General features: G+C 32.0%; 14 protein-coding genes. 2 read left to right on the plus strand and 12 right to left on the minus strand.

Annotated features, from left to right (window positions below; translation table 11 throughout):
- Positions 1-9: 9 nt before the first annotated feature.
- Complete coding sequence (locus QBK95_RS15490) at positions 10-804, minus strand: AraC family transcriptional regulator (RefSeq protein WP_280935423.1); 795 nt, start codon at positions 802-804, stop codon at positions 10-12.
- Between the two features lie 107 nt (positions 805-911).
- Complete coding sequence (gene fabV, locus QBK95_RS15495) at positions 912-2,108, minus strand: enoyl-ACP reductase FabV (protein ID WP_280935424.1); 1,197 nt, start codon at positions 2,106-2,108, stop codon at positions 912-914.
- A gap of 292 nt (positions 2,109-2,400) precedes the next feature.
- Between fabV and QBK95_RS15500 the strand changes: the two genes are divergently transcribed.
- Entirely contained in the window at positions 2,401-2,847 is a 447-nt protein-coding gene (locus tag QBK95_RS15500; protein ID WP_280935426.1) for a hypothetical protein, read from the plus strand.
- 8 nt (positions 2,848-2,855) lie between these two features.
- On the opposite strand, the gene QBK95_RS15505 is transcribed toward QBK95_RS15500, so the two are convergent.
- The gene (locus tag QBK95_RS15505; RefSeq protein WP_280935428.1) at positions 2,856-3,269 is read right to left on the minus strand and encodes a hypothetical protein; all 414 of its coding nucleotides are present in this window, start codon (positions 3,267-3,269) and stop codon (positions 2,856-2,858) included.
- Between the two features lie 65 nt (positions 3,270-3,334).
- Complete coding sequence (locus QBK95_RS15510) at positions 3,335-3,946, minus strand: trimeric intracellular cation channel family protein (RefSeq protein WP_280935430.1); 612 nt, start codon at positions 3,944-3,946, stop codon at positions 3,335-3,337.
- 190 nt (positions 3,947-4,136) lie between these two features.
- Here QBK95_RS15510 and trxB point away from each other — a divergent pair, with 190 nt between their 5' ends.
- Entirely contained in the window at positions 4,137-5,105 is a 969-nt protein-coding gene (gene trxB, locus QBK95_RS15515) for a thioredoxin-disulfide reductase (protein WP_280935431.1), read from the plus strand.
- A gap of 86 nt (positions 5,106-5,191) precedes the next feature.
- On the opposite strand, the gene QBK95_RS15520 is transcribed toward trxB, so the two are convergent.
- The 8 genes from QBK95_RS15520 to QBK95_RS15555 form a co-directional block, all read right to left on the minus strand.
- Complete coding sequence (locus QBK95_RS15520) at positions 5,192-6,052, minus strand: GIN domain-containing protein (protein WP_280935433.1); 861 nt, start codon at positions 6,050-6,052, stop codon at positions 5,192-5,194.
- A 258-nt stretch (positions 6,053-6,310) separates the two neighbouring features.
- Positions 6,311-7,084, minus strand: a complete 774-nt coding sequence (locus QBK95_RS15525; RefSeq protein ID WP_280935435.1) for a nuclear transport factor 2 family protein — start codon at positions 7,082-7,084, stop codon at positions 6,311-6,313.
- A gap of 39 nt (positions 7,085-7,123) precedes the next feature.
- On the minus strand, positions 7,124-7,669 hold the full coding sequence (locus tag QBK95_RS15530; protein WP_280935436.1) for a hypothetical protein: 546 nt from the start codon (positions 7,667-7,669) through the stop codon (positions 7,124-7,126).
- A 156-nt stretch (positions 7,670-7,825) separates the two neighbouring features.
- Complete coding sequence (locus QBK95_RS15535) at positions 7,826-8,545, minus strand: head GIN domain-containing protein (RefSeq protein WP_280935439.1); 720 nt, start codon at positions 8,543-8,545, stop codon at positions 7,826-7,828.
- A 48-nt stretch (positions 8,546-8,593) separates the two neighbouring features.
- The gene (locus QBK95_RS15540) at positions 8,594-10,354 is read right to left on the minus strand and encodes a PspC domain-containing protein (RefSeq protein WP_280935441.1); all 1,761 of its coding nucleotides are present in this window, start codon (positions 10,352-10,354) and stop codon (positions 8,594-8,596) included.
- Positions 10,351-10,692, minus strand: a complete 342-nt coding sequence (locus tag QBK95_RS15545; RefSeq protein WP_280935442.1) for a PadR family transcriptional regulator — start codon at positions 10,690-10,692, stop codon at positions 10,351-10,353. The genes QBK95_RS15540 and QBK95_RS15545 overlap by 4 nt, the downstream gene beginning before the upstream one ends.
- Positions 10,693-10,746: 54 nt before the next feature.
- Positions 10,747-11,280 carry a zinc metalloprotease gene (locus tag QBK95_RS15550; RefSeq protein WP_280935443.1) on the minus strand — a complete coding sequence of 178 codons (534 nt, stop codon included), beginning with the start codon at positions 11,278-11,280 and terminating at the stop codon, positions 10,747-10,749.
- Positions 11,281-11,286: 6 nt separating this feature from the next.
- The gene (locus QBK95_RS15555; protein ID WP_280935444.1) at positions 11,287-11,739 is read right to left on the minus strand and encodes a DUF4870 domain-containing protein; all 453 of its coding nucleotides are present in this window, start codon (positions 11,737-11,739) and stop codon (positions 11,287-11,289) included.
- Between the last annotated feature and the right edge of the window lie 94 nt (positions 11,740-11,833).

The following is an 11,833-nucleotide window of genomic DNA, read 5'->3' on the forward strand; positions in this document are numbered from 1 at the left end:
GCCTCTTTCTTAAAAATTCCTATACTCTTTAGGTAAAAAACCTGTATGTAGTTTGAAGGTTCTTATGAAATGACTTTGATCTGTAAAACCGCAATAAAATGCAATCTCAGAAAGAGAAAGTACAGTGTTTTTAATTAAATCAATACTTTTTTCAATTTTTAACTTACGTCTGTATTCTCCTAAATTGCAATAAAAGTACTTTCTGAAGTTTTTTGAAATGGTTACAGGATGAGCTCCCACCTGAATTCCAATTTCGTTTAAAGATATGTTCTCATTCCAGTTATCATGAAGTAATTGATTAAGTTGTATTACCCATTTGGGATGGTAAGAATAATCTTTTTCTTTTTGATATGAAACCAATTCGAGTAACAACGTTTGAAGATGTAAATAATTAAATTGATCTTTATGTAGTAATTCTTTTTGCATTTTTAGAATCAATGCTTTGGCATTCACATTAGTCAATATTGATTTTTTGATATCTTTTTCTGTAAGATCGTATTGTTTAAGAAAAGAACGTTCAATTTCGATATTAGCACTTTTTGAGATGGGTAAAGGAGAAATCCATCGATGTTTCTCTTCAGAATGATAAAAAAAAATACTTCCTTCTTTTTTACTATATGAAGTTTGATGTCTTGTCTCTGCCTTTCCTCCTTCGAATACAAAACAGATATGAAGATTCTCATGATAGTGCCACTCAGGATTATTTTTGTTAATTGCATAGAGGGTATTGGTTATAGTACTTCCATCCACGTAAGAACTATGCATAATATCTCCAGTATATTCACCTTTGTTTAGGACTATCATCTTAACTATTATCTATACAGAACTAATATATTAATTTGATAACTCTTAAATATAGAAAAACGAATTCTTAATTCATTTTTCTATATTTAAGAATTTCAGATTGTATACTACAATGATTGCAATCCAGGAATCTCTACCACTTCATTTACATCCTGATCATAATCTACACCAGCTACTTTAAATCCAAATAAATTAAAGAAATCATTGCTATATCCTTCCAGATCACCAATAGTACCTAAGGTTTCTGTAGTGGCATTATCCCATAGTTCCTTTATTTTAGCCTGAATATCTTCACGCATTTCCCAATCATCAACCCGTATTCTACCTTGATCATCGGTTGCAAGTTTTTCGTTACTATATAATCTATCGGCAAATAATCGTTGCATTTGTTCTATACAACCTTCGTGTACATTATTTTCCTTCATTATTTTATATAAAAGAGAAATATATAGCGGTATAACAGGAATTGCAGAGCTAGCTTGAGTAACCAATGCTTTGTTTACAGAAACATAGGCTTTTCCGTTTATATTTTTAAGAGCATCAGTAATACTAAATGCCGTAGCTTCTAAATGATCTTTGGCACGACCAATGGTTCCTTTTCTGTATACAGGTTCAGTTAGTTTAGGGCCAATATAAGAATAGGCTACAGTTTTAGCTTCAGGAGCTAGTAAATCTTCTTTTTGTAAAGCATCAATCCAGAATTTCCAATCTTCTCCACCCATAACAGTTACAGTGTTTTCTATATCTTCTTCTGTAGCAGGTTCAATAGATACTTGAGAGATGTTTCCTGTATGAAAGTCAACTGTTTTATTACTAAAAGAATTCCCTATAGGTTTTAAAACAGATTTATGTTTTACTCCTGTTTCTGGATGTACCCTAACAGGAGATGCCAGACTATAAATAACTAAATCTACTTGTCCAAGATCTTTTTTGATCAGTGCTATAGTTTGTTGTTTAATTTCCTTAGAAAAAGCGTCTCCATTAATACTTTTGGCATATAACCCAGCTTGATGCGCCTGGGTTTCAAAAGCGGCACTATTGTACCAACCAGGAGAAGCAGGTCTATTTGGTTTAGGAGGTTTTTCTAAAAATACACCAATGGTAGAAGCATTTGCACCAAAAGCACTTGTGATTCTTGATGCTAAACCAAAGCCAGTAGAAGCTCCAATAACTAGTACTTTTTTAGGACCATCAATAGCCCCTTTTGATTTTACATAATCTATTTGATTTAGTATATTTTGCTCACAACCTTTAGGATGAGCAGTAAGGCAAATAAAGCCGCGAGTTCTAGGTTCTATAATCATTGTGTAAACTTCTTTTTCTGAGTATACGAACATAGCCTAAAAAGTATCTATATCCAAAGAAATTAACGGCTTATTAGTTATTTTTTGATCATCAATACTTAGGAATTAAAATTCAAGAATAATGTTTTAAACATATGTGGTTTAGTTAATTGATTTTTAGTAAATTAGAAAACTCCTTGTCTATAAGCTCTCTATTCGTGTTAATTGGTTTTAGAGATTAGATATTTCTTTCTAAAACGATCACATGTATTGTGAAAATTACGTCTTAAATTAATTGTAAAACCTTAAAGCCATGGGAATTAGTAAAACAGAAGCAGGGAGCTATATCGGATACACTATGAGTTGGGATAATTTTGATAAACCTACCTTATATTTCACAAATGGGCGATATACCCAAAGTCATAAACATATTAATAATATTGGTTGGCATCTTAACGATTATTATCATTATGGGGGAAATATTTCCAAAGAAAAACATGAGTATTATACTTCTATTAGAGGAGAAAGAAACCCTGGAGATAGAGAAGCAAAAGAAAAATTTAAGGAAGAATTTAGACAAGGGCATTATGATTCTAAAGCAGATGATGCATTGTTTTTTGAGTGTTCTTCTAGCAATCATAGAAGTTGGTTAGGACATCCATCTCGTTCAAAATTAATTAAAGTAGGAAGTGCAGGTTTTAATTCAAAATATGATGAAGAATATGCTACAGGAGTTCTTAAAAATGGAATCAGAGTGTAGATATGTGACTAAGAAAACACCAACAAATCAGGTTCTAAGAATGTTTTTTTAGCTTTTTCAGAATTAAAAATATCAAAGCTGTAATGACTATTTATTAATTGCTTGAAGTTATAATTCAATTCTGGAAATTCGATTATAAAATTTTGAAAAGAGGTTGATGTTGATTTTTGTATAAAATGATTTACTATTTTGATTGCGGCAACAGTTAGTGTCTTATTAAATTTATCTGTTTCTCCTAGCGACACCACATATGCCAAAATCTGATTTGTAATCATATCACAGGCTACTTCAAGATCATAACTAGTAATATAAATCCATGCTAATCGGAGGTGTGCTTCATGAGTAAATAAAGAGGGATTAAGGCTACAATCTTTAAATCGTTTTTCGAACTCTAGATCATTAAAATCGTTATGTGTATTCATAGTTTTGAGTTGCGTTAATAGATTTTAAAAACAATAATTTAAGGATTGTTGGTGGTATTATTTGCTTAGTTTTTTAAGGTAAATAATGGTAAAGAGATTCTATACTTTACTACTAATAATCTAATGATAATAATCAACAAGGTAGTTACAATATAAGTAATATTTATTGGTGTTTTTAGTGAATACATGATCATAAAACATATTCCGCCAGCAATTGAAGCTGTAGCATATATTTCTTTCCTGAAAATTACTGGAATCTCATTACATAAGATATCACGAATTACTCCTCCAAAACACCCAGTCATTGTACCTAATGCTATGGATACAATAGGATCAAGTTTTGTTTGTATTCCAGCTTCTACTCCTATAATTGTGAAAATTCCTAGTCCTATAGTATCAAATAAGAAAACCGACTTTTTTAGATAATCTAGTTTATTTCTAAAGATAATTGATAGACAAGTAACACCTCCAATAAGATACATATTTAAGGTATTCTGCATCCAGGAAACAGGTGTTGCACCAATAAGAATATCTCTTAGTGTTCCGCCACCAATTGAAGTTACAAAGGCAATTATAAAAATTCCAAAAAGATCAAATTTTCTATTCATTGCGCTCAATGCTCCAGAAATGGCAAAGGCAATGGTCCCCAAAATGTCTAAAGTATCGAAAAGTGTCATTTTCTCAATTTTGGAATAAATGTAGGGTATCTAATCCAAATTATAATTCTTGGATCAAAATTTAGTGTTTTTTCATTCTATGCTAACATTTATTTAGGATATCTATAAGTCTATAACAATTCTTAATAACTTTAATGTAAGGTTTATCATCAAATTGCTACTTTTACATCAGTTAATAACGAAAAAGATTATGTCAGATACTATAGAAAGAATAAAATGCCTTATTATAGGTTCGGGACCTGCAGGATATACTGCGGCGATATATGCAGCGAGAGCTGATCTTAAACCGATTATGTACACTGGTATGGAACCAGGAGGACAGTTGACTACTACTACTGAGGTAGATAATTTTCCAGGATATCCTGAGGGAATAGATGGTCCAACAATGATGGTACAATTACAACAGCAAGCAGAACGTTTTGGGACAGAAGTTCGAATAGGAATGGTTACTTCTGTAGAGTTTAGTAAAGAAGTAGGAGGGATTCATAAGGTTACTGTAGATAATTCTAAACAAATTGAAGCAGAATCTGTTATTATTTCTACAGGAGCTACTGCTAAATATTTAGGATTACCTAGTGAACAAAAATTACGTGGAGGTGGAGTTTCTGCCTGTGCAGTTTGTGACGGATTCTTTTATAAAGGTCAAGATGTAGCGATTGTTGGTGCTGGAGATACTGCAGCAGAAGAAGCTACTTATTTAGCTAATATTTGTTCGAGTGTAACAATGTTAGTACGTAAAGATTATATGAGAGCTTCTAAAGCGATGCAACATCGTGTAAATAATACTCCTAATCTTAAAGTATTATATAATACTGAAGTCGATGAGGTTTTGGGAGATCAAGTAGTAGAAGGGCTACGTATGGTAAATAATCAAACTGAAGAGAAGTCAGAAATCTCCATAACGGGGTTGTTTATTGCAATAGGACATAAGCCTAATACAGATATTTTTAAAGGTCAGATAGATATGGATGATACTGGATATATTGTTACTGAAGGTAAATCTACTAAGACCAATATTCCAGGTGTGTTTGCATCAGGAGATGTACAGGATAAAGAATATAGACAAGCTGTAACTGCTGCAGGAACAGGTTGTATGGCGGCATTAGATGCAGAAAGATATCTTGCTACTGTAGAAACTGGTGAAGAAGTTTCTGCTTAAATAATAGCAAATAGGAATAAATTTTTTAGACCCGATGAGTTTTCAAAAACTCATCGGGTCTAATATTTTAAATGCTTGTTATGTTTTTAATTCAATTTAAGCCTGCTAGGACTATAATCTATTTTTTTCTTGTATAGAGTAGCTTCATTAGAAAACTTTGTCATATTAATGGTGGGTTCTCCTAGAATATAGATTTCGGTTCTATCAGAAGCTTCAATAGTAACTTCTTCATTCGATAGTATATAACAATCACTAGCGCCTTCAGCAATAATTGATGTTATATTTGAAGCTAATTTTTCACCGTAAAAATCTGTATCACTATCTGCTCTAACTAACATTGATTTTACTTCTCCTTCTAATTTTGCATATCCTTTCTGATATAAATCTATTTTTAAACTATCGGCTGTTATGATTCCTTTGAGTTCTGAACTTTCGTTTACCTGATAGAAAACTTCTTCTGAGTTAGTATGTAATTCAAGAGTAGCTTTTCCGTTAGCTACACCTGTTGTCTTACCTGTATCTACAGATAAAAACACCTCTGAGTTATCATTAGCCTCAATGCTTAATTCTGATGATTTAATTGGAGATAAAGACTTAACTTGTATCTTATCATATGCAGCGATTTTTTTTAATTCTGAAGCGAAAGAGATAGTTATATTTAATGCTTTAGCACGTCTAAAAAACCTAGTTGCTTTTATTTTTAGGATGCTATCCTGTATTTCTACTTCGATAAACTTTTGGAGATTACTATCTGCTTCGATTTTTATAATATGGTCACTATCCTCATCTATGGCAACTTCGAAGTTGTCGTATAATTCTATAGTGTGAAACGCATCAACGATTTTTTCTTCAGTCATTACAATTTTATTTCCTTTTACTTTCTCTTTCTGAGCATATATGCTTCCTAAGACAAAAGTTGAACATAGAAATATAAGAAGTGTTCTCATGTTGTGTGTGGTTTTATTTTTTAAACAATGTTTTTTAGGTTTAAGTATATCTGAGTATAAAATTTATCTATAAATAGACTAGTTTTTGGAAATATCGTTACAAACTCACTTTTTCAAAAGTTATACCAAAAAAGAATAGCCTCTTAAAAAAGAGGCTATCTTATTCACCATAAGCAAAGGGCGGTTAAGTAAAAAATGGTGTCTTGTTACTACTAATAGATTAATTTTTAGAAGTTTATTTCTTTTAGCAGTGATTTTTTAGTTCACTTTTTTTGCTTCTTCTGCAATCTTTCCGTTTTCACGAACGATCATTTTAGAAATAATTTCATTATTATCTCTTACAAACTCAAATGTAAGCGGGCTTTGTTTGTGAAAAAATAAGGTTTCTGTTTGCGGATATACAATCGCTTGCATCTTACCAGCTTTGATTTCTAAAGATTTGTTTTTTTTGGTAATAATAACGGTTCCTGTTTGTGGTGCTTGATACGTTCCTGTATATTGATCCAGAATCTTATGAGATAATGAGATTTCTTTTTTATCCGTATGCTGTGGAGCAGGTTGATGATCGTAGCTTAGTACTCTGGTCATTTTCCATTGCTCATTTTTATGTTGCCAGACATGAGTGAATTTCGCAATTTCAGCCAGTCTTTCTTTTGTGCCTTTTTCCGTAACATAAAAAACGTGCTCTCCAGTAATGATAGCTCCATAATTATGAAGCGGGAATACCTCGACACTGCCCGTTACAACTTCTCGGCGTACTCTTGGATTTTCTGGTTTGCACAACCCATTTTCTACACTAGACATCATATTAGAAAGTCCAGCAGTTAGACCTCCTTTATCGTGATAAAATTCAAAATCTTCTACAAAAAACGTTTTGAACGTACTGATATCACATGTGTTATAGGATTTCCAGAATTTGGTGTCTAATTCCAGAATTGTTTTTTCAAGAGAAGAGTCTGTTTGTGCTAGTATTACAGAAGGAAATAATATTATAAAAAGAAGTAAGGCTTTGGTTAGCATTGTTTTTAACATAATTTTCGTTTTTTGATTTACCTGAGATGAGCAGGTTGATTATTTTTTTTGAATGATCTTTTGAAATATAAATGGTATCCCTTGTCTAAAAATAGTCCAAACTAATAATGATGATATAGTTAGAACAATACCTATGCCTATTGGCAAAACGCCTCCAAAAGTATAAGTAAGACCTAAAATAAAGCCTAACAGGTTACCAGGAAGGTATACACGTAAGAGCAGAGAAATCGGTATAGGCAACCAAATTGCATATTGCAGCATGTTTTCTAAATCGAACTCCCATAACAGGGACATTAGGATACCAAAAATTAAGCTTCCTATAAAGCCATAAGTAATTTTTGATATACTATAAGTAACTTTGTTTTTGTTGTGTATCCAACTGCTTAATGAAATTAAAATCCAACTTAACAAAGGAATAGTGAGTAGTCCCCACAGGTTAGATATTCCTGGTAAATCTTCTCTTGCTAATAGATGATGAGTAGTTACTCCGCCATTAAAATATTCCCATAATACGTGAAGCCCAACTAAAGAAGTCACAATAACAATAAAAGGAAGTTTGTTGTCTAAGATTTTTTGCGTAAACATTTTTCTATAATCTTAAAAGTGAGTATAAAGAAAACCACCTGAAAAGCATAAATATCTAAATAACTTGTCTGTCAACAATGGGTGCTTTTCTGGTGGTTCTTTTTTTGGTTGGTGTGGTTGGTGTTGGTTGAATTTATTGGTTAGGGTATTTTTAAATTAATTTCTTCTTACGTTTCCTCCAGAATTATCTGTTTCAGAAACAGTTTCTGGATTTCCGTAATATACTACATCCGCGCCACTGGTTGCTTTTCCAGTAAATTGATCTTTAGCATGAATTCTAATAGATGCTCCACTGGTAGCTTTTGCGCTGGAGACTAAACTTAATAGATCGTCTGCTCGTATATTTGCTCCGCTAGTTGCACTCGCACTATGATTATCAACTTTTCCAGTTAGATCCATAATAGCTCCGCTTGTCACTGAAGTGGTTAGTGTTTGAGCTTTTACTTTAAGCTCTATATCTGCTCCACTTGTAGCGCTAATTGCAAGATCTTTCTGAACTACAGCTCCCTGAGATGTAACTCTGGCACCGCTGGTTGCTGATATTTTTCCTAATTTATCGTAAGATACATATACTGTTTTTTCATCAGCTTGATAAATGTTTTTATCAGAAGTAATATAGAGTGTTTCTCCTTCTACATATACTTCTATATGCTGATGCAGATTCTCATTTGCTTCAATAATTACTTTTCTATCTTTTTTATTTGTCAATACTACATCTAATCCTCGACTTGATTTGATAGTCTCGAAGTTTTCGTTAATAGTTTTTTCTTTTCGGATTACTTCTCCTTCTCCTCGGATTCCGTCAAAGGCTATGTTGCAAGAACAACATAAGGCAGAAAGGCATAATGTTACTAATATTTTAGCTAGTGTGGTCATGATTATGAGTGTTTTAATTTATTAAACTGTTCGTTTTGTTGATTGTAATTAATTTTCGGTTTTGATTTTTATTCCGTTCTCGTCTATTTTTATATCTACTTCTTCACTTTTTATTTGTACTCCATCTTCATCAATTTTAAGATTAGCATCTTCATCATCAGCATTTATATTAATCTTTAAACCTTCTTTGTCTTTGTCATCATCGTTTTCCCATTCGTTATGTTGCCATTCTTCTTTTGGACAATCGACACAAGTAAGTTTGCCATCTATTAATTTTAGATATTTTCCTTCTTTTCCATCAATGGTAAGGTAATCATCATATTTCCATGAGTTGTTATATCCTGATGTATTATCATCGGCTAAAACGGTCATACCTTCTGGTATAGAAATTATGATTTCGATTTCCTGATCATTGTATTTGTTTACATAATCAGTGATTGCATATCCATCTAATAATAAAGAGTTGCCTTTTACATCATAATTATATTGTATTGCTGCGGCTCTTTCTTTAGCATTATCATAACTGCTACCTTCTGCATTTTTTCTAATTGTAATTTTAGGAATTGAATCTTCTCTATTCTCTTTAATGAATATTTCAATATCCTGAATTACGATTACCTTATTATCATTTTGATCTCTTTTTATTTTAAAATCATTCCTATGATATAAGTTGCGTATATATCTATTGTTTCCTACCATTTTTATGCTAAGCGTATCACTAGAATCAATGTATAGACTTCTTGCATCCTCTATAACTTCTGCATCGTAAGCTTCTTGCGTAGCTTGACGAATTCCTACTATAGCAAGTCCTACAACCGATAGAATCCATACTGCTAGTAAGGCTAGTTTAGCTGGAGTACCTATTGATTTTAGGTTATTGATTACAATCTTTAATCCTAAAATGAATAAGAAGAAGAATGGAATACCCACAGCAAATAATGTAAGTAGTGAAACTAACCATAATGGTATATTAGGATGATTAACTACATCAATATATTCTGTAAAAGGTGTCTCGATAAATCCGAAAGTACCTACTGTAAATAAGCTAATAAACAGACTGATTAATGTGATTCCTGATACAATAATTAATAGTACTCCAATGAACTTTACGAAAACTTTCAGTACGACTAATAATACGTCACCTAATGCATCGAAAAAACTTGTAGAACCGCTTTTTACTTTATTACTGTATTTCTGGTAATCTACATCTTTTACTTTATCCGCAACATCGTTAAACCCTTCTTTGATTTTTTTTTCGATGTTACTAATATTGACAGCCTCTCCTTTCATAGCAAGAAAATCAGCTGTACTCCTTGCTTCTGGTACAAAAATCCAAAATGCAATATAGATGAGAACAAAAGCACCGCTAGAGAATACAGTAAGAAGAACCCATGCAATTCTTAACCAGATAGGATCTACTCCTAGATAATGACCTAATCCCGAACTTACACCAGCTATGTATCCTTTAGATAAATCTCTGAATAATTGTTTTGATTTTTGAGCTCTTTGATAAGATGGTTTTGGTTCATCCTCAAAAATTTCTTCGTCTAATCGGTAATCTTCTGGTTGTCCCATTACTTCGATTACTTCGTCTACTTCTTTGATTCCGATTACTTGTCTTTCGTTTTTTATTTTTTCACTGAAAAGCTCCGCGATTCGTGCTTCGATATCAGCAATAATTTCATCTCTACCTTGAGAGTCGGTAAATGAACGTTTTATCGCCTGAATATAGCGCTGCAGCTTTAAGTAAGCGTCTTCATCTATGTGAAAAAATATGCCTGCTAAATTTATATTGACTGTCTTGTTCATTTTTGTTTCTTTTTTTGTTTAGTAACTATGGTTACTGCATTTTGTAATTCGTCCCAAGTGGTATTTAATTCTTTCAGAAATAATTTTCCTGTTTCTGTAAGTCCGTAATATTTACGTGGTGGTCCCGAAGTCGACTCTTCCCAGCGATAACTAAGTAGTCCTGCGTTCTTAAGTCTGGTTAGTAAGGGATATATTGTGCCTTCTACAACTAACATCTTTGCATCTTTAAGGGTTTCTAAAATCTCTGCTACATAAGCGTCGTCATCCCTAAGAATTGAAAGTATGCAATATTCCAGAACACCTTTGCGCATTTGCGCTTTTGTGTTTTCGATCTTCATAAAACTGAATTTTTAAAAAGTTAAACTGTTCATTTTTTGATTAATGATTGATGGTTATTTAAATATATATTGATCAGTAAATACTACTCCAGCAATAAACACTGTAGATAAAAGGTAATTGATTAAGTTAAATTTTAAATTGTATTTCTGTTCTTTAGATGTTTTGATTAAAAGAATTAATAATGTAAAACCTACGAGTAAAGGTAATATCCAATATCCAAGCCCAAGCCATGCGCTAATTCGAGCTTCATCATTTGGGTTAAAAATAGATATAATCATAGCTAATACTCTAGAGTAAAATGCAAAGAATAAAAACGGATACCAATATTTATTTTTAGTTTTTTTGATGAAATAATAAATAACAAAAGCTTGCAGTATGGTAAATAATGGTCCTGCTGCACTTACCAATTGTTGATGCCAAGCTGATTGGTATTCTCCTTCCAACAAGAATGCAGAATTAAGCGTCATTCCCATTTCGTATCCTAAAAGTTTCCCAGTGATGAAGTGAGCCAACTCGTGAAAAAAGAAGGAGGATACCACAGCTATGGCAGTAATTAGAATATATTTTATGTTGATTGATGAATTCATTCTAATTTACTTTATAAATCTAATTGTTAAAGGGTATCTATATAATTCTTCTTTATTTGCTTTAAGTGCTGCAGAGATGATAAAAATGATTTCTAAAAAGAAACCTATCAATGCAATGACTCCTACAAATGATGCTCCTATTAATGTTCTAAATCCTCCACCATCAGAAAAGTTGATATTAAAACCATCATGGTGGAAAACATCATATAAAGATGCATCTCCAAGGATATTGAACATAAAAAAAGGAAAGGATATCATTCCGAGAATTACCGTGTATAATAATACACTTAATTGAAAATTGATAGCTTCCTTTCCATGAGTATCAATAAACTCTGACTTGTCTTTATTGGTAGTCCATAATAATATAGGAACTATAAAATTCCCGAATGGAATGAAGTATTTAGTAAATACCCCTAAGTGCATAAATGTTGCGATATTTTTGTGGTTGTTATTGGACATTTTAAAAAGTATATAATAGTTTCTTATGCAAATATATATCTAAAAGAAGGTATTATGCAAAACATAGTACCATATTTTAACATAAATTTATGAT

Source organism: Aquimarina mycalae (assembly GCF_029906345.1).
GTDB lineage: Bacteria > Bacteroidota > Bacteroidia > Flavobacteriales > Flavobacteriaceae > Aquimarina.

Excerpts from the sequence above, each read along its gene's own strand:
- QBK95_RS15505 (WP_280935428.1), bottom strand. The coding sequence starts at position 3,269 with ATGAATACACATAACGATTTTAATGATCTAGAGTTCGAAAAACGATTT.
- QBK95_RS15490 (WP_280935423.1), bottom strand. The coding sequence starts at position 804 with ATGATAGTCCTAAACAAAGGTGAATATACTGGAGATATTATGCATAGT.
- fabV (WP_280935424.1), bottom strand. The coding sequence starts at position 2,108 with ATGATTATAGAACCTAGAACTCGCGGCTTTATTTGCCTTACTGCTCAT.
- QBK95_RS15525 (WP_280935435.1), bottom strand. The coding sequence starts at position 7,084 with ATGTTAAAAACAATGCTAACCAAAGCCTTACTTCTTTTTATAATATTA.
- QBK95_RS15545 (WP_280935442.1), bottom strand. The coding sequence starts at position 10,692 with ATGAAGATCGAAAACACAAAAGCGCAAATGCGCAAAGGTGTTCTGGAA.
- QBK95_RS15535 (WP_280935439.1), bottom strand. The coding sequence starts at position 8,545 with ATGACCACACTAGCTAAAATATTAGTAACATTATGCCTTTCTGCCTTA.
- QBK95_RS15555 (WP_280935444.1), bottom strand. The coding sequence starts at position 11,739 with ATGTCCAATAACAACCACAAAAATATCGCAACATTTATGCACTTAGGG.
- trxB (WP_280935431.1), top strand. The coding sequence starts at position 4,137 with ATGTCAGATACTATAGAAAGAATAAAATGCCTTATTATAGGTTCGGGA.
- QBK95_RS15500 (WP_280935426.1), top strand. The coding sequence starts at position 2,401 with ATGGGAATTAGTAAAACAGAAGCAGGGAGCTATATCGGATACACTATG.
- QBK95_RS15540 (WP_280935441.1), bottom strand. The coding sequence starts at position 10,354 with ATGAACAAGACAGTCAATATAAATTTAGCAGGCATATTTTTTCACATA.
- QBK95_RS15530 (WP_280935436.1), bottom strand. The coding sequence starts at position 7,669 with ATGTTTACGCAAAAAATCTTAGACAACAAACTTCCTTTTATTGTTATT.
- QBK95_RS15520 (WP_280935433.1), bottom strand. The coding sequence starts at position 6,052 with ATGAGAACACTTCTTATATTTCTATGTTCAACTTTTGTCTTAGGAAGC.
- QBK95_RS15550 (WP_280935443.1), bottom strand. The coding sequence starts at position 11,280 with ATGAATTCATCAATCAACATAAAATATATTCTAATTACTGCCATAGCT.
- QBK95_RS15510 (WP_280935430.1), bottom strand. The coding sequence starts at position 3,946 with ATGACACTTTTCGATACTTTAGACATTTTGGGGACCATTGCCTTTGCC.